At 74.0% G+C, this 19,351-nt stretch carries 17 protein-coding genes; 10 read left to right on the forward strand and 7 right to left on the reverse strand.

Features of this window, described 5'->3' with window-relative positions; genetic code table 11:
- Window positions 1–135 precede the first annotated feature (135 nt).
- Window positions 136–1,233 carry a BMP family ABC transporter substrate-binding protein gene (locus tag RI554_05320; GenBank protein ID MDR9391431.1) on the reverse strand — a complete coding sequence of 366 codons (1,098 nt, stop codon included), beginning with the start codon at window positions 1,231–1,233 and terminating at the stop codon, window positions 136–138.
- Window positions 1,234–1,371: 138 nt separating this feature from the next.
- Here RI554_05320 and ligA point away from each other — a divergent pair, with 138 nt between their 5' ends.
- Window positions 1,372–3,420 carry an NAD-dependent DNA ligase LigA gene (gene ligA, locus RI554_05325; protein ID MDR9391432.1) on the forward strand — a complete coding sequence of 683 codons (2,049 nt, stop codon included), beginning with the start codon at window positions 1,372–1,374 and terminating at the stop codon, window positions 3,418–3,420.
- Window positions 3,421–3,424: 4 nt separating this feature from the next.
- Here ligA and RI554_05330 read toward each other — a convergent pair whose 3' ends face one another.
- Complete coding sequence (locus RI554_05330) at window positions 3,425–3,946, reverse strand: NYN domain-containing protein (protein ID MDR9391433.1); 522 nt, start codon at window positions 3,944–3,946, stop codon at window positions 3,425–3,427.
- A gap of 139 nt (window positions 3,947–4,085) precedes the next feature.
- On the opposite strand from RI554_05330, the gene RI554_05335 reads away from it, so the two are divergent.
- The 8 genes from RI554_05335 to RI554_05370 all read left to right on the forward strand — a co-directional run bounded on the left by RI554_05335 (window position 4,086) and on the right by RI554_05370 (window position 12,686).
- Window positions 4,086–4,571: an S-ribosylhomocysteine lyase gene (locus RI554_05335; GenBank protein ID MDR9391434.1), complete on the forward strand. Its 486-nt coding sequence runs from the start codon at window positions 4,086–4,088 to the stop codon at window positions 4,569–4,571.
- A 61-nt stretch (window positions 4,572–4,632) separates the two neighbouring features.
- The gene (locus tag RI554_05340; protein ID MDR9391435.1) at window positions 4,633–5,310 is read left to right on the forward strand and encodes a response regulator transcription factor; all 678 of its coding nucleotides are present in this window, start codon (window positions 4,633–4,635) and stop codon (window positions 5,308–5,310) included.
- Window positions 5,311–5,332: 22 nt separating this feature from the next.
- Window positions 5,333–6,793 carry a HAMP domain-containing sensor histidine kinase gene (locus RI554_05345; protein ID MDR9391436.1) on the forward strand — a complete coding sequence of 487 codons (1,461 nt, stop codon included), beginning with the start codon at window positions 5,333–5,335 and terminating at the stop codon, window positions 6,791–6,793.
- 69 nt (window positions 6,794–6,862) lie between these two features.
- Window positions 6,863–7,837, forward strand: a complete 975-nt coding sequence (locus RI554_05350) for a prohibitin family protein (GenBank protein MDR9391437.1) — start codon at window positions 6,863–6,865, stop codon at window positions 7,835–7,837.
- 113 nt (window positions 7,838–7,950) lie between these two features.
- Window positions 7,951–10,221 (forward strand): hypothetical protein, encoded by a 2,271-nt coding sequence (locus tag RI554_05355; protein ID MDR9391438.1) that lies wholly within the window; start codon window positions 7,951–7,953, stop codon window positions 10,219–10,221.
- A 52-nt stretch (window positions 10,222–10,273) separates the two neighbouring features.
- Window positions 10,274–10,708 carry an SsrA-binding protein SmpB gene (gene smpB, locus RI554_05360; protein MDR9391439.1) on the forward strand — a complete coding sequence of 145 codons (435 nt, stop codon included), beginning with the start codon at window positions 10,274–10,276 and terminating at the stop codon, window positions 10,706–10,708.
- Window positions 10,705–12,123 carry a stalk domain-containing protein gene (locus RI554_05365; GenBank protein MDR9391440.1) on the forward strand — a complete coding sequence of 473 codons (1,419 nt, stop codon included), beginning with the start codon at window positions 10,705–10,707 and terminating at the stop codon, window positions 12,121–12,123. The genes smpB and RI554_05365 overlap by 4 nt, the downstream gene beginning before the upstream one ends.
- Window positions 12,120–12,686 carry a hypothetical protein gene (locus RI554_05370; protein ID MDR9391441.1) on the forward strand — a complete coding sequence of 189 codons (567 nt, stop codon included), beginning with the start codon at window positions 12,120–12,122 and terminating at the stop codon, window positions 12,684–12,686. Before RI554_05365 ends, RI554_05370 begins: the two co-directional genes overlap by 4 nt.
- 19 nt (window positions 12,687–12,705) lie before the next feature.
- On the opposite strand, the gene asnS is transcribed toward RI554_05370, so the two are convergent.
- From asnS to hisS, 4 genes are read right to left on the reverse strand one after another with little or no spacing between them, the layout of a single operon-like run.
- Complete coding sequence (gene asnS / locus RI554_05375; protein MDR9391442.1) at window positions 12,706–14,040, reverse strand: asparagine--tRNA ligase; 1,335 nt, start codon at window positions 14,038–14,040, stop codon at window positions 12,706–12,708.
- A gap of 10 nt (window positions 14,041–14,050) precedes the next feature.
- A complete protein-coding gene (locus RI554_05380) occupies window positions 14,051–14,947 on the reverse strand; it encodes an HAD-IIB family hydrolase (protein MDR9391443.1) in 897 nt (298 codons plus the stop codon).
- Window positions 14,944–16,770 carry an aspartate--tRNA ligase gene (gene aspS / locus RI554_05385; GenBank protein ID MDR9391444.1) on the reverse strand — a complete coding sequence of 609 codons (1,827 nt, stop codon included), beginning with the start codon at window positions 16,768–16,770 and terminating at the stop codon, window positions 14,944–14,946. The genes RI554_05380 and aspS overlap by 4 nt, the downstream gene beginning before the upstream one ends.
- On the reverse strand, window positions 16,767–18,029 hold the full coding sequence (gene hisS / locus RI554_05390) for a histidine--tRNA ligase (protein ID MDR9391445.1): 1,263 nt from the start codon (window positions 18,027–18,029) through the stop codon (window positions 16,767–16,769). Before hisS ends, aspS begins: the two co-directional genes overlap by 4 nt.
- 87 nt (window positions 18,030–18,116) lie before the next feature.
- On the opposite strand from hisS, the gene RI554_05395 reads away from it, so the two are divergent.
- A complete protein-coding gene (locus RI554_05395) occupies window positions 18,117–18,785 on the forward strand; it encodes an acetoacetate decarboxylase family protein (GenBank protein ID MDR9391446.1) in 669 nt (222 codons plus the stop codon).
- Window positions 18,786–18,797: 12 nt separating this feature from the next.
- Here RI554_05395 and RI554_05400 read toward each other — a convergent pair whose 3' ends face one another.
- The gene (locus RI554_05400; protein ID MDR9391447.1) at window positions 18,798–19,217 is read right to left on the reverse strand and encodes a hypothetical protein; all 420 of its coding nucleotides are present in this window, start codon (window positions 19,215–19,217) and stop codon (window positions 18,798–18,800) included.
- Between the last annotated feature and the right edge of the window lie 134 nt (window positions 19,218–19,351).

Genomic DNA, 19,351 nt, shown 5'->3' on the forward strand with positions numbered 1-19,351 from the left:
CGTTCGCAACGCGTTCGCACGGGGTCCCGGCGTCGCGCGACGGGGGTGCGGGGGTGGGGGAGACCACGACGAAGGGCCCGCACGCAGCGGGCCCTTCGCTTCGTCCTGCGCCCGAGGGGCGCGGGGCGTCGTGGCTTACTCGTACGGCTGGACGACGATCTCGCCGTCGATGATCGCCTGCCGGATGCCCTCGAGCTGGTCGACGGTCGCGTCGGGGATGAGCGGCGCGTTGTATTCGTCGAGCGCCCAGCCGACGCCGTCTTCGGCGAGGCCGAGGATCTGCGTGCCGGCGGTGAACGTCCCGGCGGCGGTGTCGTACGCGCCGTTCGCCGACGCGGTATCGACGCGCTTGAGCATGCTGGTCAGCCCGTGGTTCAGGGTCGCCGGGTCGTCGTCGGTGTCGCCGGCCGGGTTCTGGTTGCTGTCGACCCCGATGAAGAACAGCGGGTGGGCGTCGCCGTCGCACTGCTCGGCGTAGGCGTCGGAGACCGGCACGTCGCGCAGCGGCGTGGTGCGCGGCTCACCGTCCGGCACGAAGCACTTCTCCTCGTTCACGAACTCGATGACGCCGTTCCCCGACGCCCCGGCGGCGGCGTAGACGATGTCCGCCCCTTGGGCGCGCTGCACCGACGCGAGCTCCTTCGCGCGGGCGGGGTCGTTCCACGCCGCCGGCGTGGTCCCGACGTAGTTGCTGATGATCTCGCACTCCGGGCAGGCGGCGGAGACGCCCTGCTGGTAGCCGGTGTCGAAGTTGCGGATGAGCGGGATGTCCATGCCTCCGACGAAGCCGACCGTGCCGGTCCGCGTCATCAGCCCGGCCAGGTAGCCCACCAGGAAGCTGCCCTCGTGCTCCTTGAACAGCACGCTGCGGACGTTGTCCGCCTCGACGACCGCGTCGATGAGGACGTAGTTCGTGAAGGGGAACTCCTGCGACACCGAGGCGATCGAGTCCGCCTGGTTGAAGCCGGGCGCGACGATCAGTTCCGCGCCCTGCTCGGAGATGCTGCGCAGGCCCTGCGCGGAGGTCTCCGGCGTGCCCTCGAACTCGAGGAGTTCGATCTCCAGGCCGTCGGCCTCGAGGTCGGCGATGGCCGCCTCCATGCCGTTGAAGGTACCTTCGTTGAACGAACCGTCGAACTTCCCGCCGGCGTCGTACACGATGCCGAACACGTAGTCCTGGGCGCCGGCGGCACCGAGAACCAGGGCGAGGGCGAGGGGGAGCAGTCTACGCATGCGAACCTCCGAGAGGGGGAGCTTCGGGCCGAAGCCCGGAGGGCGTGTACCCACGACCGGACTATAGCAACCGCCGCGGTCGCCCTGACGGAATCATGACGTCCGCCGCGCCGCGCAGCGGCTGCTACGATGCGCGCCGTGAGCGACGCGCATCCCCCCTCGACCGACGACGCCCCCCGCGCGGTCCACGCGCGCGCCGCCGACCTCCGCCGCCGCATCGAGGCGGCCAATCACGCGTACTTCGTCGAGGACGCGCCGATCCTGAGCGACGCGGCGTACGACGCGCTCGTGCGGGAGCTGCAGGCGCTCGAGGACGCGCACCCGGAGCTGCGCAGCGAGACGTCCCCCACCCAACGCGTCGGCGCGGAACCGTCCGGCGACCTGCGGACCCTGACGCACGGCGTGCCGCTCTACTCGCTCGACAACGCCTTCGAGGACGCCGAGCTCGACGCCTTCGCCGAGCGCATCCACCGCACCCTCGGCAGCGACGACGTCCTGACCTACGCGTGCGAACTCAAGATCGACGGCCTGTCGGTCAACCTCCGCTACGAGGGGGGCGAGCTGGCGTGGGCCGCGACGCGCGGCAACGGCCGGGAGGGGGAGGAGATCACCCCGAACGCCCGGACCATTCCCTCGATCCCCACGCACCTCGACGGCGTGCCCGACGTCCTCGAGGTGCGGGGCGAGATCTACCTCGCCAAGGACGTCTTCGCGCGCATCAACGCCGCGCGCGAGGAGGCGGGCGAAGCGCCGTTCCGCAACCCCCGCAACGCCGCCGCCGGCACCGTCCGTCAGCTCGACGCGAGCGTCGCGCGGCGGCGGAACCTGCAGGCGTTCTTCTACGGCGTCGGGAGGCCGGAGAACCTGCCGGTCGGCAGCCAAGCGGAGCTGCTGGATTGGTTGGAGGCGAAGGGGTTCCCCGTCAACCCCGACCGCGCGACCGTCCGGGGGCTGGACGGCGCGCGCGACGTCATCCTTCGCTGGACCGACGCCCGCAGCGACCTGCCCTACGACGCCGACGGCGTCGTGATCAAGGTGAACGACCTGACGCTGCAGCGCGAGCTCGGCACCACGAGTCGCGCGCCGCGCTGGGCGATCGCCTGGAAGTTCCCCGCCGAAGAAAAACGCACGACCCTCCGCGCCATCACGGTGCAGGTGGGGCGGACCGGCAAGATCACGCCCGTCGCGGAGCTCGACCCGCGCATGCTGGAGGGGACCGAGGTCACCCGCGCCACCCTGCACAACCCCGGCTTCGTGCACGACCTCGACCTCCGCGTTGGGGACACCGTCGTCGTCCACAAGTCGGGCGGCGTCATCCCCGAGGTGCTGCGGGTGGTGGGGGAGGCCCGCCCCGACGACGCGGCGCCCTGGGTCACGCCGGAGCGGTGTCCCGCCTGCGACGCGGCGCTGATCGAGGACGGCGCCAACCTCCGCTGCATCAACCCCGACTGTCCCGCCCAGCGCCAGGAACGCCTCCAACACTACGCGTCGCGCAAGGCGCTGGACGTCGAGGGGCTCGGCGAACGCAGCGTCGCGCAGTTCCTCGACGCCGGCCTGGTGCGCTCGATCCCCGACCTGTACGACCTCGACGCCGAAGCCCTGACCGACCTCGAGGGGTGGGGCGCGACGTCGGCCGCGAACCTCGTCGCGGAACTCGATCGCGCCCGCACCCCCGACCTCGCGGCGTTCCTCGTCGGGCTCGGCCTGCCGCAGGTGGGGCCCGCGACCGCCGACGCGCTCGCGCGGCGCTTCCGGACCCTCGACGCGATCCTCGCCGCCGACCTCGCGGACCTCGAGGCGGTGCCCGACGTCGGCGAAGCGACCGCCCGCATGGTGCGCGACGCGCTCGACGCCGACGCGATGCGCGCCACCCTCGACGGCCTTCGAGCGCGCGGCGTGTGGCCGGAGGCGCGCAGCGACGCCGGCACGAGCGACGCGCTCGACGGTCTGACGTTCGTGCTGACGGGGTCCCTGTCGCGCCCGCGCGACGAGGTCAAGGACCGCCTGGAGGCGGCCGGCGCCCGCGTGACGGGGTCGGTCAGCAAGAAGACCGACTACGTCGTCGCCGGGGAGGACCCCGGCAGCAAGGCCGACAAGGCCGCGTCGTTGGGGGTCCCGGTCCTCGACGAAGCGGGGCTGGTGGCGTTGTTGGACGAGCGCGGCGTCGAGGACACCGCCGACGCCTGACGCCTCAGAACAGGATCTCGTCCCAATCGAGCTCGTCGAGGGGACGGAAGACGTCGGCGTACTCGAGCAGGATGCCGGCGGACTGGTTGCGGAACATCGCCACCTCCACCTGCTTCCCGCGGCCCTTGATCGCTTCGACGAGTTCGACGTAGTCGCCGTCGCCGGACACGATGACGGTCTCGTCGTACGCGTCCTGGTACGCCAACGCGAGCGACTCGACGGCGATCGAGACGTCGATGCCCTTCTCGACGAGCGAGCCGTCGCTGCGGCGGTGCAGCCGCCCCAAGCGGACGGTGACGTAGGGGATGCGGCGCAGGCTCTCGAAGAAGCGGGCCTGCCCGTCGCGCAGGTCGCCGTCGTAGTCGTCGGTCAACGGGGCGTTGTAGTAGTAGCAGCGGATCAGGTAGCGGTCGCCGCGCAACTGATCGATGAGCGCACCGAGGTTGACGCGGGTGTTGGAGAGGTTCTCCCGCATGCCGTTGTAGAGATTGCTGCCGTCGATGAAGATCGCGAGTCGTCGGGCCATGCGCACCTCGCCCCCGGTCGGGGTTCACGAAAATAGCGTTCGTCCCGTGCGGAACGTTCGCAGCATACAAGGTTCGCGCGCCCCGCGCGAGACGGCGGCGCGAACCCCTTCCCCGGCGGGGCGTTGCTACGCTGGGGGCATGCCCGCGAAGACGCACGTCGAATCGTTCGACCTCGACCACACGAAGGTCCGCGCCCCCTACGTCCGGCTCGCCGGCCGCAAGGCCACCCCGCACGGCGACGCCATCAGCAAGTGGGACCTGCGGCTGGTGCAACCCAACCGCCAGGAGATCGCGCCCGCCCCGCTGCACACGATCGAGCACCTCCTCGCCGGGTACCTGCGCGACGCCCTGGAGGGCCACGACGCCGACGTGATCGACTGCAGTCCGATGGGCTGCCGGACGGGGTTCTACCTGACGTTGATCGGCGAGCCGGACGAGGACGCCGTCCGCCGCGCGTTCGTCGCGGCGATGGAGGACGTCGCGACGCACGACGGCCCCATCCCCGGGTGCGCGCCGGAACGCTGCGGCAACTGGCGCGACCACTCCCTGCACGGTGCGAACGCCTGGGCGCGGGAGATCCTCGACGCCGGCGTCATCGTGCAGGAGACCGTCCCGCTGCCCTGACCCGCCGGCCGGGGCGGCCCCGGCACAGGACTCTCATGAACGGGCGTGGCATCCTGCCGTCATGGACCCCGCTCCGCTCATCTTGATCATCGAGGACGAGAAGGAGATCGCAAAGTTCATCGACCTCGAGTTGCGCGCCGAAGGGTACGCCACGGAGGTCGCGTACGACGGCGTGACCGGCCTCAGTGCGTTCCGGGAGCAGGCGCCCGACCTCATCGTGCTGGACCTGATGTTGCCGGTCCTGGACGGCATCGAGGTCGCGCACCGCATCCGCAAGACCAGCAACGTCCCGATCGTCATCCTGACCGCCAAGGACCGGGTCGACGAGAAGGTCGCGGGCCTCGACGCCGGCGCCGACGACTACCTCGTCAAGCCGTTCAGCATCGAGGAGCTCCTCGCCCGCGTCCGCGCGCACCTGCGGCGCGTCAGCCCCAGCGTCACGGGCGAGGTCCGCGTCGCCGACCTGGTGATGAACCTCGATGGGCGCGAAGCGTTCCGCGACGGGCGCCGCATCGACCTGTCCGCCAAGGAGTTCGAGCTGCTCGAGACGTTCGCGCGGTCGCCCGGCAAGGTGTTCAGCCGCTTCGAGATCGAGGACGCGGTGTGGCCCGAGTACACCGGCGGCAGCAACGTCGTCGACGTGTACGTCGGGTACCTGCGCCGCAAGCTGGAGGCGGAGGGGGAACGCCGCCTGATCCACACCGTGCGCGGCGTCGGCTACGTCCTCCGCGACGAATGACGCGCCTCGCGCGGAGGGACGCGTGACGCTTCGCGTCCGCCTCACGCTGTTCTATGCGGCGTTCTTCCTGTTCGTCGGGTCGCTCGTCGCCGCCAGCGTGTACGTCCTGACCGAACGCAGCCTCACGTACGCCCTCGAGGAGCGCGCCGGGCAGGCGCTCGAGGACCTGTCGCGCGGCGCGGTGCTCGAGGGCCTCCGGCGGCTGCCGGGGGACGCCTACTACGAAGTGATCGTGCTCGGGCAGGGCGACCGACTGCCGGCCGAGCCGGCCGGCGTCCGCGAGGGCGTCCCGTACGTCGAGCCGCGCCTGTTGCGCCCCAACCCGACCGACGACAGCCTCGTCGAGGGCCTCGACGACGCGACGCTCGCGCGCCTCCTGGCGACCGGCGAGACCGCGGGAACCGTCGTCCTCCCCGGCGGGGAGCGCCTCCAGGTGCTGGGCGACGTCGGGACGCTCGCCTTCCCCTCGCGCGGCGTGACGCTCTCCGCCGCGGTGTTCGTCGGGCTGCAGGCCGACGACCTACGATCGAACCTGCGGCACCTGGCGCGGCACCTCGTCACGATCCTCGGGGTCGCGACGGTCGTGTTCGCGCTCGGGGTGTACGCCCTCTCGCGGCGGGTGCTGCTGCCCCTCGAGCGGGTCACGCGGACCGCGGCCGGCGTGACCGGCCGGGACCTGTCGCAACGCGTGCCCGAACCGCGGACGCGCGACGAGGTGCACGACCTCGCCGTCACCCTCAACGGCATGCTCGACCGCCTTCAGGAGTCGTTCGAGACGCAGCGGCGCTTCACCGCCGACGCCAGCCACGAACTCCGCACGCCGGTCACCGCGATCGCGGGGCACGCGCACTACCTGCTGCGGCGCAGCGACCCGACCGACGTGCAGCGCGAGAGCCTCGAGGTGATCCGCAGCGAAGCGGACCGCATGGGCAAGTTGGTCGGCGACCTGCTCGAGCTCGCCCGCGCCGACGCCGGTTTCGCGCTCCGGCGCGAACCCCTGAACCTCGTCGACGTCCTCGACACCGCGCGGGAGGCCGTCCCCCCGGAGGGCGGCGACGCCCGCGTCGAGGTGCACGCCACCACCCCCGTCGTCGAGGTCGACGGCGACCCCGCCCGCCTGCAGCAGGTGGTCCTCAACCTCGTGCAGAACGCCGTGAACGCCGGCGCGACGCACGTCCACGTGACGGTCGAGCGCGACGGCGACGACGTCCGCCTCGAGGTGGCCGACGACGGCCCCGGCATCCCCGAGGAGGCGCTCCCCCACCTGTTCGACCGCTTCTACCGGGTCGACGGGGCCCGCAGCGGCCGCGGCAACGGCGCGGGGTTGGGGCTCGCGATCGTGCGCTGGATCGTGCAGCAGCACGGGGGCCGGGTCGACGTCGATTCCCGTCCGGGGGAGGGCACCCGCTTCACCGTGGTGCTGCCCGCCGCCGACGGCCGCGACGACCCGGCCGAGGACGGTGGCGCGCCGAGCGAGGCCTAACGCTCGACGTCGGCCCCGACGCGGCGCCCGGCCGACACGGCGCGGCGCCCACTCGGGTACGCTCTGCGCATGACGCCCGTCTTGTTCCTCGCCCTCGCCCTCCTTGCCGGCGGCATCGCGCTCGCCGTGCAGGGGGTGCAGTCCGAACGCGGTCCCCTGCGTAGCCTCGGGGTCGTCGTCACCCTCCTCGGTCTCGTCACCGCCGGCCTCAGCCAAGCGTTCGTCGTCATTCCCGCCGGGAACGTCGGCGTGGTCTTCAACGTCTTCGGCGGCGTACAGGACGACGAACTGAACGAAGGGTTCCACATCGTCCTCCCGGTCCTGCAGCAGGTCACGATCTACGACGTCCGCCAGCAGGAGTTCACGCTCGCGCAATCGACCGGCGACCAGGTCACCGCCCGCAGCAGCGAAGGCCTCGAGATCAACGTCGACGCGACCATCATCTACCAGGTCGCTCCGACCGAAGCGGCCCGCCTCCACCAGGACATCGGCCCCAGCTACGAAACGGTCCGCGTCCGCCCGGAGGTCCGCAGCCAAATCCGCGACGCGATCGGCGAGTACGCCGCCGCGGAGCTGATCAGCACCCTGCGGACCGAACTGCAGCAGAACGTCGAGACAAGCCTCCGCGAGGCGCTCGACGGCGACAACGTCCGCATCCGCTCGGTCCTGCTGCGCGACATCCGCATCCCGACGACCATCACCACCGCCATCGAGGAGAAACAGGCGGCGGAACAACAGGTGGAGGTCGAGGAGAACCGGCGTCGTCAGGCGGAGATCTCCGCCCAACGCCGCGTCATCGAGGCGGAGGGCGAGCGCGACGCCGCCATCGCCCGCGCCGAAGGGGAATCCGAAGCGTTGCGCCTGCGCGGCGAAGCGATCCGCGAGAACCCCGAAATCATCGATCTCGAGGTCGCGCAGCGCCTGGCGCCCGGCATCGAGACGATCCTGCTGCCGAGCGACAACAACTTCCTGCTCGACCTGCGGAGCCTCAACCAGGGGCGCGGCGCGACCTCCCCGACCGATTCGGTGGTGCCGCTGCCCTGAGCGGCGCGCGACCGCCCCACCCCCGTATCACCCCGTCCGCCCGGCCTCGGCCGGGCGGACGTCGTTCGGGCCGGCTCCGCGGGCGGCGCGCAGGTGGGCGGTAGACTCCCGCCGTGCCGCGCGCCCTCGACGTCCTCCTGCCGCTCCCCCTCGCGCCACTCCGCTGGCTCGCGCCGTACGGGTCCGACGCGCAGGGCGTCGGGCGCCGCGTCGTCGTGCCGTGGCAGCACGGCGTCCGCGTCGGGGTCGTCGTGGGGGAGGACGACGCGACCGACGCGCAGGCGTTGGAGCTGCGCGAAGCGATCGCGGACCTCGACGACGGCCCCCCGATCCCGCCCGCGACCGTCGCGTGGCTGCTCGCGGAGGCCGAGCGGACCCTCGCCCCACCCGGCGTGGTGCTGGCCGGTCTTCACCACCCCGGCCTGGCGGCGGTGCTCTCGCACCGCGTGCGCCTCCTCGATCCCGCCGGCGGGCCGAGCGGTGCGTGGCGCGACGCGCAGGACGTCCCGGCCGCCGACCTCGACGAACGACGTGAGCAGGGCCTCCTCGAGGAGGTCCTCGCCCCGCACGTGCCCACCCGCCGCGTCCTGCGGCCGGTCGAGCCGCCCCCACCCGGCCTCGAGGACGCCCTGACGCCGAAGCAACGGACCGCCCTCGATGGCCTCCGCGCGGCGGGGCAGGTCGACAGCGGCGCGGCCCTCGCGCGGGCCGCCGGCGTCGGCGACGCCGTCGTCCGCGCCCTCGTCCGGCACGGCGCCTCCGCGTACGCCGAGGCGCCCGCCGAACCGGAGGCGCCGACCCCGCCCGCGCCGGCCCCCTGGCCCGACGACGCGCGCACGGCCCCCGACGCCCCGGGCGACCCCCCCACCGCGGCGGACCTCCGGTTCGTGCAGGGAGGTACCTTCGCGGCGCGCCTCGCGGCGTTGCTTCCGACGCTCCGCGCCGACCTCGCCGCCGGCCGAACGCCGCTCGTGCTGGCCCCCGAACGTCGCGCGGCGGAGGACGCCGCCGCCTGGCTCGCGAACGACGTGCCCGTCCTCCCCGGGCCCCCCGGGGGCGACGCCCCCCGGAGGCGGGCCTGGGACGCCACCGTCGCGGACGGCGCGGCGCGCGTGCTGGTGGGCACCTACCCGCTGCTCGCCGCACCGCTCGTGAACCCCGCCCGCGTCGTGCTCCTCGACGCCGAGGCGGAGGCCTACAAGGTCCGCAACGGAGCCCGCCCCTGGATTCCGCACGCCGCGCGCGCTTGGGCGGACGCGCACGGCGTTCCCCTCACCGTGGCGGACGTCGTGCTCGGCCCCGAAGCGGCGGCGCTCGCGCCGGACCGCGGGGCGCGCGTCCGGACGCTGGCGCGCCCCCCGGTCCGGTGGGCGCTCGCGGATCTCGCCGGGAGCCGCACGTGGCCGCTCGGGGCCGACGCGATCGGCGTCCTGAAGCAGGTCCGCGACCGCGAACGCCAAGCGCTCGTGCTCGTCCCGCGCCGCGGCTTCAGCGCGGCGCTCGGGTGCCGCGACTGCGGGGCGGCGGTCATGTGCCCCAACTGCGATCTGGCGTTGCGGTGGCACGCCCGCGACGCGCGCCTCCGCTGCCACCAGTGCGGGCACGAGGCGGCCCCGCCCTCCACCTGCCCGAGCTGCGGGGGGCCCGACCTCGAAGCGCAACGCGCCGCCGGCAGCGAATGGGTGCTGCGCGCCATCGGCGAGATGGTGCCCGACCTGCCCCGGTACCGCTACGACGGCGACGTCCGCGACGACCTCGCACCGCTCCAGGCCGGCGCGCCGGGCGTGCTGGTCGGCACGACGGCGTTGCTCCGCCTCCCGCCCCTCCCCGTCCTCTCGCTGTTGCTCGTGACGCAGATCGACGGCGCCCTCCACGCCGACGACTTCCGCGCCGAACTGCGGGTCCTGCGCCTCCTCGCCGCCTTCTCCGGCGCGGCCGGCCGCCGCGCTCCGCTCGGCGTCATCCAAACCTTCGCGCCGGCGCACCCCGTCCTCCGCGCCGTCGCGGCGGGGCCCGACGGGGCCGACGCCTGGCAGCGGTTCCTCGACGACGTCGACGCGCGCCGCGAACGGTTCGGCTACCCGCCGTACGGGCGCATGGCGCGCCTGCAGGCCAGCGCCCGCCGGGAGGCGGACGCCTGGGCGGCGCTCGGTGAGGTCGTCGCCCGCCTCGAGACGGCCGGCGCGACGGCGGAGGAGATCCTCGGGCCGGCCCCCGCCCCCGTCCCCCGCGTCCGCGGTCGGTCGCTCGTGCACCTGCTGCTGCGCACCCCCGACGCCGCGCGCCGCAACGCGCTGCTGCGCGCCGCGCTGCAGGAGACGCCGCGCGGCGTGACGCTGCGCGTCGACGTCGACCCGCGCGACGTGGGCGAGGTGCTCGAGTGACGTCGCGACGCCCCCTCGCGCCGCCCGAGCGGCTAGAGTCACGGGGAGACGCATGCTGAACAACAAACGCGCCCGCTACGACTACGATCTGTTGGACCGCTTCGAGGCCGGCCTGCGCCTGACCGGCAGCGAGGTGAAGGCGTTGCGGCAGGGGGGCGGCAGCCTCGCCGAAGCGTTCGTGCGGGTGCAGGACCACGAACTGTGGTTGGAGGGCGTCACGATCCCGATTTACGAGCAGGCGAGCTACAACAATCACGAGCCGACGCGACCCCGCAAGATCCTGCTGAAGCGGTCCGAGATCGCCGAGGTCGAAAAGGGGCTCGAGCGGAGGGGCCTGACGTGCGTTCCGACGAAGCTGTACTTCAAGGACGGCTGGGCGAAGGTCGAGATCGCCCTGGCGCGGGGGCGCAAGAAGCACGACAAACGCCGCGCCGAAGCGGAGAAGGACGCCAAGAAGCAGGTGCGGCGCTACCTGGAGGGCGAATGAGGCGGCGTCGCGCTCCGCGCGCCGTCCTCGTCCTCGCCCTCGCGCTAGCGGGGCTGGGCGCCGCGCAGACGTTGCGGATCGACGGGCGCGACCTCGGGCCGGTCCGCAGCGACCTGCTCGAGGGCAGCGCCTACGCGGCGCTGCCCCGCGTCGCCGACGCGTTCGGCGTCGATCCGGTCGTCGACCCCGAGACCGCCGTCGTGACGATCGCGAGGGGGGGCCGCGTCGTGCGCCTCGACGTCGTCCCGGTCGGCACGAACCCCGCCCGAGCGGGCGCGTTGCGCCTCGACGGGGCCGCGTTCGCGGACCAGGCTGCGGTCGATGACGCCGACGCGACGTACGTCCCGGTCGCCGCCCTCGCGCGGGCGCTCGGGGGCAGCGTCGGCTACGTCGCGGAGGCCGACGCCGTCGTCGTCGTCACGCCCCGCCCGACGGTGCAGGACGTGACGCTCGAGACGACCGCGCAGGGCGAGGCGCTGCGCGTGGCGTTCGACGGACCGGTCGCGGTACGGCGGGTGCCCGCCGACGTCGGGGACGCCGCCGCGTGGCGGATCCCGCGCGCCGGCATGCCGACCGCACGTTCGGAGGGGGGCGCGCTCCTGACGCGGGTCGGGGTGTACCCGGAGGACGGCGACGTGCGCATTCGCCTCGACGCCGAAGGCGTGCTCGTCGACGCCGTCGTGGTGCGCACCGCGGCGGGGGGCAGCGACGTCGTGATCCGCGCGCGGCCGGACCCGTCCACCTTCCGGCCTCGCGGGGACGGCCCGCCCAGCGTCGCGCTGCACGCCGCGTCGTCCCCCGAACCGCGCGAGGTGCGCGCGGCGTTGCTCGATCTCGCTCGCCGCGTCCAGGAGGCGCTCGGGCCGTCGGACGGCAACCCGGTCGACGACGGCGACGAAGGCGTCGTCGCGGCGACGCTCGTCCGGACCGGGGCGGCGGAGGCGCCGCCCGCCGAGGTGCTGCGCGCGGCGGCGACGAGCGACGTCTACCTCCGCCTGCACGCCGCGGACGTCCCCGCCGGCGAGGTCCGCCTTTGGGCGCTGGGGGAGGTGACGGACGCCGCCGCCGTGGAGCTCGCGATCCGCCGCAACGCCGCACGGGCCCTCGAGGATGCCGGCGACGACGACGGGGACGCCGCGGGCCGGACCGACGCGTTGCGGCGCGAGATCCTTCTCGGCCTCGTCCCCGACGTCGAGCTGGGGCAGGACGCGGCGGAGCGGCTGGCGGACGCCCTGTTCGACGCCGGTGGGTACCGCGCCGGCGACGTGCAGCGCGCCCCCCTCGCGAGCCTCGCGCCGGCGGCGGGCCGCGGGGTGCTGGTGGAGGTCGCCGCGGACGCCCTCCGCGACGACGCGGCCCGTACCGACCTGGCGGCCGCCCTCGCGACCGCCCTCCGGACGGTGCTGCAGCGGTGACGCCCGACGATCCCCGGCGGACGCCGACCGGCGTGGATCTGGGGTCGCCGTGGCTGCTGGTGGGGGTCCTTGCGCTCGGGGCGGCGGCGACGTTCGCGTGGCGCGCGACGCCCCCCGCGCCCCCCCCACCCCCCGTCGTGACGATCGAGGACGGCACCCCCGACGCGGCGCCGCCGCGGGAGGTGACGCTGTACGTCGTCGAGGCGGACGTCGCGCGGCCGGTGGTGCGGGCGGTCCCGTGGCGGGACGAACCCGGCACCGACCTGGAGGCCACGCTGGCGGCGCTCCGGAGCCTCCTGGTGCGCGAGGGGACGTGGCCGCGCGCGATTCCGGCCCCCCGCGTCTACCGGGTCGAGGGGGCGGACGGCGTCACGGCGGTCCTGGACCTCCCCGCCGCCGACGCGGCGCTCGACGTCGCGGACGAACGTACGATCCTCGCGTCCGTCGAGCGGACGCTGCTGGAGGCGGGGGTGGACGCGGTCGCCTACCTGCGCGGCGGAGCGCCGGTCGACGCGTGGTTGGGGCGCATCGCCACCCCCGCCGCGCTCGACGCGCGCCGGTGAGGGCGCGCTCGTTGCCGGGTCAGGGGTACATGCGCGTCAGCATGCGGGGGAACGGCACGACGTCGCGGAGGTGGTGCGCGCCGGTGAACCAGGCGAGGACCCGCTCAAGGCCCATCCCGAACCCGCTGTGCGGGACGGAGCCGTGCCGGCGCAGGTCGAGGTACCACGCGAACGCCTCGGCGGGGAGGCCGTGCTCCGCGATGCGGCGTTCGAGGAGCGCCAGGTCGTGGATGCGTTGCGACCCCCCGATGATCTCGCCGTACCCCTCGGGCGCGATGAGGTCGGCGTTCTTCACCCGCGTCGGGTCGTCCTCGTAGGGCTCCATGTAGAACGCCTTCGTGTGCGCGGGCCACGCCTCGACGAACACCGGTCGGTCGGACAGGTTCCCGAGCACCGTTTCGTGCGGCGCGCCGAGGTCGTCCCCCCAGGTGAGGGCGTGCCCGGCGTCGGCGAGGGTCGCGAGCGCCTCGTCGTACGTCAGGCGCAGGAACCCGCCCGACGCGGTCGCTTCGAGGGGGGCGACGTCGCGCTGCAGCAGGTCCAGTTCGGCGCGGCGTTCCTCGAGGACGCGCCCCGCGAGGTAGGCGACGAACGCCTCCTGGAGGGCGACGTTGCCCTCGTGATCGAGCCACGCGACCTCCGGCTCCACCATCCAGAACTCCAGCAGGTGGCGGCGGGTCTTGCTCTTCTCCGCGCGGAAGGTCGGACCGAACGTGTAGACCGCTCCGAACGCCAGCGCGCCGGCCTCGGCGTACAGTTGGCCGGACTGCGACAGGTAGGCGGCGTCCTCGCCGAACAGGTCGATCTCGAACAGGTTCGTCGTGCCCTCCACGGCGGTCGGCATGAAGAACGGCGCGTCGAAGCGCAGGAAGCCGCGCTCGTGAAAGAAATCGTGGATGGCGCGCTCCACCGTGTCGCGAATGCGGAGGATCGCGAACGGCGTGCGGTGCCGGAGGTGCAGGTGACGGCGTTCGGAGAGGAAGTCGACCCCGTGCTCCTTGGGCGTGATGGGGTAGCTCCCCCCGGGGGCGACGCGCGTGACGGCGTCGGCGTTCAGCTCCACGCCGGACGGCGCGCGGGGGTCGTCTTTGACGGTACCGGTCACGACGACGGCGGCCTCCTGGTCGAGGTCGCGGACGGCGTCGAACGCCGCGTCGCCGACCCCGTCCTTCGTGACGACCGCCTGCACGAAGCCGGACCCGTCGCGGAGTTGCAGGAAGGCGATCTTTCCGCTGCTGCGCAGGCCGGTCAGCCACCCCCGGAGGAGGACGGCTTCGCCGACGCGGTCGGGGAGGTCGGCGATGCGGGCGAGGCGCGGGTCGTCGGAGTCGGGCAGGGCCGGGCGGTCGCTCATGCGGCGGAGTCTACCGTCCCGCCCCCGGGCCGGCGGCGTCCCCGTCGCCGTCGCCAGCGTGGGGTCCGTTGCCGTCGCCCGGGTCGGGGTCGGCCGCGTCGGCGCGGAGCGTGATGGCGGAGCGCAGGCCCTCCGCCGCGCCGCACGCCTCGACGCCGGGGAGGACGTGCGACGCCCACCGCTCGACGACGTCGGGGTCGCCGCTCGCGACGACCCGGGGGTGCCCGACCGCCTCGAGCATGGCGACGTCGCCGGGACTGTCGCCGATCGCCATGACGTGGGCGGGATCGATCTCGAGTTTCGACGTGAGTTTGCGGACGGCGCTGCCCTTGTCGATCGCCCCGCGCGTGAGGCTCACGAAGAACGTGCCGGGCAGCGCCGGGCTGGTCGCCGGGTGGGCGTGCACCCCGTCGACGCCGACCGCCATCGCTTCGTCGTAGCGTTCGGGCGGCACGACCCACTGCGCGCGCACGACCGGTTCGTTCGCCGCGACGTCGAGCAGGTCGCGCTTGAGGGCGGTCACGCCGATCATCGTGGCGTGCGCCTCGCTGATCTCGGTCTTGCGTTCGACGTACAACGTGTCGGGCGTGTAGAGCTCGAGGACCAGCCCGAGGTCGCGGGCGGCCTTCACGAGGGCGCGGACCTGGTCCTCCTTGAGGGCGGACACCTGCAGGGTGTCGCCGTCGAGGTAGGTGATCTGCGCCCCGTTCTGGAAGATGTGGGGCGTGTCGGGGTCGACGCGCCGAGCGACCTTCGCGGCGATCCCGAAGCCCGGGCGGCCGGTGCAGATCGCCAGGCGGACGCCGGCCTCCCGGGCGGCGTCCGCCGCCTCGAGGATGCACGCCTCGACCCGGCCCGACGCCCCGATGAGGGTGCCGTCGAGGTCGAGCACGACGAGCGGAATCACGCTTCGGCCTCGTCCGCGCCGCCCGCATCGTCCGGGCCGCCCCCGTCGTTCGCGCCGTCCGGGGGCGGCGCGACGCGGAGGTGCAGTTCCTGGAGTTGGGCGGCGTCGATCGGGGCGGGGGCGCCCGTCAACGGGTCGCCCCCGCGGACGTTCTTCGGGAACGCGATCACGTCCCGCAGGCTGTTGGCGCCGGCGAGGATCATCACGAGGCGGTCGAGGCCCCAGGCGATCCCGCCGTGGGGGGGCGCACCGTACGCGAGGGCGTCGAGGAAGAAGCCGAAGCGGGCGCGGGCCTCCTCGGCGTCGAACCCGAGCGCGCGGAACATCCGTTCCTGCGTCGCCAGGTCGTGAATGCGCAGCGACCCACCCCCGACCTCGAAGCCGTTGAGGACCAGGTCGTACGCGTCGGCGTGGACCGACGCGGGGTCGGTCTCGAGGCGCGGCAGGTCGTCGCTCCGCGGTCGCGTGAACGGGTGGTGCATGTACGTCGACGCGCCGGTCTCGGGATCGATCTCCAGGAGCGGGAAGTCGGTGATCCAGGCGGGGGCGAGGCCGGCGTCGTCGGGCACGAGGTCGAACCGGTCGCGCAGCTCGAGGCGGACGGCGCCCAACGCCTCGTGGGCGCGCGTCCCGACGTCGGCGACGAGCAGCCACAGGTCGCCGTCCGCGTCGGTGCCCTCCAGCAGGGCGGCGGTCTCGTGCTCGAGGAACTTCGCGATCGGGCCCTTGAAGGCGTCCCCGTCGCGACGCAGCCAGGCCATCGCCTTCGCGCCGTGACGCTGGGCGTGCGCCTCGAGCGCGTCGAGGTCCTTACGGCTCAGGGCCTCCGCGTGGGCCTGGGGGACGCGCAGGCCGGCGACGTGCCCGCCGGCGTCGAGCGGTGCGGCGAATCCACGGAAGCCGGTCCCGGCGAAGGCGTCGTCGAGGGTCGCGAGTTCCAGCCCGAAGCGGAGGTCGGGCTTGTCGCTCCCGAAGCGCGCGAGCGCGTCGGCGTAGGGGAGACGGGGGAACGGGCGGGGAAGCGCCTGGCCGGTGCTGGCCTGCACGACGTGCGCCATGAGACGTTCGTTCAGGTCGAGGACGTCGCCTACGTCCACGAACGACATCTCCAGGTCGAGTTGCGTGAAGTCCGGTTGCCGGTCGGCGCGGAGGTCCTCGTCGCGGAAGCAACGCGCGATCTGGAAGTACCGGTCGGTGCCGCCCGCCATCAACAACTGCTTGAACAACTGCGGCGATTGCGGGAGGGCGTAGAAGGCGCCCGGGTGGGTGCGGGACGGCACGACGTAGTCGCGGGCGCCCTCCGGCGTCGAGAGCGTCAACAGCGGCGTCTCGACGGAGACGAACCCCTCGTCGTCCAGGAAATCCCAGATCGCCTTGATGACGCGGTGGCGGAGCCGCAGCGGCGCCATCGCGTCGGGCCGGCGCAGGTCGAGGTAGCGGTACTGCATGCGCAGCTCCTCCGACGTCTGCGCGGCGGCGTCGCCTGCGACCGGAATGGGCGGCGTGCGCGCCTCGGTGAGGACGTCGAGGCGGGTCGCGACGACCTCCACCGCGCCGGTCGGTCCGTCGCCGCGCTGGTCCTCGGGGCGGGCGCGGACGGCGCCCTCGACCTCGACGATCCACTCGCCGCGGACGTCGTCGGCGGCGGCGAACGCGTCGGCTGCGGACGGCTCGACGAGGACCTGCACGACGCCGTCGCGGTCGCGGAGGTCGAGGAAGATCAGGCCGCCGAGGTCGCGGCGGCGGTGGACCCACCCCTGCAGGATGACGGTCGATCCGGCGTGCTCGGCGCGCAGCGCGCCGCACATCAGCGTCCGCTTCATGAGGGGGCCTCCAGGACCGCGGCGGACATCGCCGCTTCGGGGATTTCGCGTTGCTCGCCGCTGGCGAGGTGCTTCAGCGTCCAGACGCCGGCCTCGCGCTCCCGCGCGCCGCGCAACGCGGCGTAGCGGGCGCCGGCGCGGTCGGCGTCGCGCAGCCCCTTGCCGGGCTTGCGTTCGGCGTAGGCGTGCTCGACGTGCACGTCCGTCCGGAGGCGCCGCGCGAGAGCCGCCGCTTCGGGGACGGCGGCGGCGTCCATCGGGACGAGGAACACCGCGGGACCGGCGTCGGGGGCCGGCGTTCGGCCGGCCTCCTCGAGCGCGTCGAGGACGCGTTCGACCCCGAGCGCCCAGCCGATGCCGGGGGTGGGGGGCCCACCGAGCGAGGCGACGAGGCCGTCGTAGCGCCCGCCGCCGGCGAGGGCGGACTGCGCTCCGATGCCCTCGGCGTGGATCTCGAAGGCGGTCCGGCGGTAGTAGTCGAGGCCGCGCACCAGGCTCGGGGCGAACGTGAAGGCGATGCCCCAGTCGCGGAGGTACGCCGCGACCCCGTCGAGGTGGGCGCGGGCGGCGTCCCCGAGGCGGTCGAGGGGCGTTTGAAGGGTCGCGACGAGCCGCTGGTCGCCGGCGTCCTTGCTGTCGAGGACCCGCATGGGGTTCAGGCGGAGGCGTTCGCGGCTCGTTTCGCTCAGTTCGTGGGCGTGGGGTTCGAGCGCGTCGCGGAGGTACGCGTTGTAGGCCTCGCGGTCCTCGGGGTCGCCGACGCTGCCGAGCGCGACGACGAGATCGCGGAGGCCGAGGGCGTGCAGGAGGTCGTGCAGGAGCGCGATCGCTTCGGCGTCCACGAGCGGGCCGGGCGCCCCGAGCAGTTCGCAGTTGATCTGGTGGAACTGCCGGAAGCGTCCCCGCTGGACGTTCTCGGCGCGGAAGGCGGGCCCGAAACTCCACAGCTTCACCGGCGTCGGGCGGGTGTGCATGCCGTGCTCGACGTACGCGCGGAGCACGCCGGCGGTGAACTCGGGGCGGAGCGTGAGGCTCCGTCCGCCGCGGTCCTCGAAGCGGTACATCTCCTTCTGCACGACGAGGTCGGCGGACTCGCCGACGGACTTGTCGAAGATCTCGCTGTACTCGAAGATCGGGGGGGCGATCTCCCGCACGCCGGCGCGTCCGAGGACGGTTTCGGTCACGGACCGCAACCGTCGCCAGGCCGGAGTGGATTCGGGGAGAACGTCGTACGTGCCCTTCACGGCGCGACTCCGCATAGAGGGTGAGCATACACGCCCAGGGCGCCGCGCGGCACCCCCGGACGGGCGACGCCCGCGGGGGCGCGGGCGTGCCACGCTGACGGCGTGAACCCCGACGCAGCGCCCCCGCCCTGGACCCTGACCGGTCGCGCGTACGCCGTGCCGGTGCGGGCGGCGTTCCCGGCGGGCGCCCCCATCGACGCCGGCATGGGGGGCCCGGCGGGGCGGTTCGTCGGCGGGCCGGGCGTCGTGCTGGCGGTGCGCTACGCCACCTCCGACGTCGGTCCGTACGACGAGCTGGCGTCCCTCCCGGGTCGCGTCCGGTTCGGGGCTTCCGCGACGTTCGCGTCGGTCGCTCGGATCGTCGTCTCGACGCCGGAGAGCGTCGCGGCGGGGCGTGCGCACTGGGCCCTCCCGAAGGCGCTCGCGACGTTCACGTGGCGCGAGCGTGCGGATGGCGAACGCCTCGAGGTGTGCACGCCGGACGGCGTGCCGCTCTTCGCGGCGACGTTCGCGGCGTTCGGTCCGTCCCTCCCGGTCGCGGTCGGGGGGCCGTTCGGACGGATCGCGCAACCGGCGCCCGACGGGCTTCGCGTCACCCCGGTCGCGGGGTGGGGGTGGGCGCGGCCGGCGCGCGTGCGCGACGTCGGCGTGGGCGACGCGGCGTTCGAGGGCGTCCGTCGCCCGTGGGGTCCGGCGTTCGCCCTGTCGCGCGTCCACCTGCGCTTCGGGGCGCCCGAGCGGCGCGCGGTCGCGACGGAGGGGGCGGGCTGAGCGCGCGCGGCGTCAATCCAGGTCGAGGGGGAGGGCGTTGCTGGGGACGCCGTCCACGATCACGCATACGAAGCCGGAGGCGGGGATCGCGGAGGGGGAGAGGACGATGCGGGTGGTCGTCCAGGTCGTCGGCGTGACGTCGCGGCCGCCGGCGCATTCGGCGTTCGCGCCGACCACGACGCGGTCGCTGGAGGCGCCCGCTCCGGTCAGGTAGCGGCCTTGGAGAACGACGTCGGTCTCGGCGTCCGTCGTGGCGTCCTCGGGCGCGTCCGTGGGGGGGTCCGTGGGGACCTGCACGCTGACGAGGGTGGGGCGGACCCCCATGGCGCCGGGGTCGGCGGGGAGGCACCCGGCGAGCAGGAGGGCGGCGGTCGCGGCGAGGAGCGCGAGGCCGGCGTAGGGGGCGGACGCGGTTCCGCCGACGTTCGTCATGCCGCAAGGGTACGCGCGGTCCCGGGTGCCGTCAACGGCAGCGGTACCGGCGGGTCGGCGGAGGAGGGCGCGCGCGGCGCGCGCGGGAACGGTAGCCTACGCGGCGTGAGTCACTTCTTCGCCTACCTGTCGCG

Source organism: Trueperaceae bacterium, from assembly GCA_031581195.1.
GTDB lineage: Bacteria > Deinococcota > Deinococci > Deinococcales > Trueperaceae > SLSQ01.